The sequence below is a fragment of the Oleiphilus sp. HI0117 genome, from assembly GCF_001635235.1.
Genome location: NZ_LWGA01000519.1, coordinates 1 through 507 on the forward strand (window position 1 = coordinate 1; position 507 = coordinate 507).

The window sequence follows — 507 nt, forward strand, 5'->3', positions numbered from 1 at the left end:
CATCAAATATTCCTAGTCGTTACAAACAAAGGGGCCGTAAATAAATTCCCGAGGTTTTACCTGTTGTTACCACTTTGGGATAATTTGTCATTCCTTTACTTGTTACAATCATCGGGAATTTATTTAAGGCCCCTTTGTTTGTAACGACTAGGAATATTTGATGACGAATGATATATGGATGAACCTTGGTATACAGAACTCTTTCTCGCAAGATTATGGGCTGTTGTACGATAATTTGGCACTAACGGCCAGTGCACTTGCGGGTTTTTTTAATGCTATTGCTCTTACATAGAGTATCGTCGCTGTACCGTGCAAGTCAGCTAAGCAGGCATGAAACTGAAGAGGGTAACGCTGTAGGGTTCTCATCCCAATTAATTGATTTTGCTCAGTTTCATATTAATAGTGTTCATCAAGGGGCTGGAGAGAAACGAGTATTTGAGGATCAAGAAAACCGAAGTGAAGTTGGTTTGTTTTTTATTGGGGCAGTAGAGTTTGTCGTTAAGATGA

General features: G+C 39.4%; 1 protein-coding gene. It reads left to right on the forward strand.

Going from position 1 to position 507, the window contains the following annotated elements; genetic code table 11:
* Positions 1-272: 272 nt before the first annotated feature.
* Positions 273-507: hypothetical protein (locus A3757_RS05810; RefSeq protein ID WP_156506207.1), on the forward strand; the 235-nt coding region annotated here is incomplete at its 3' end.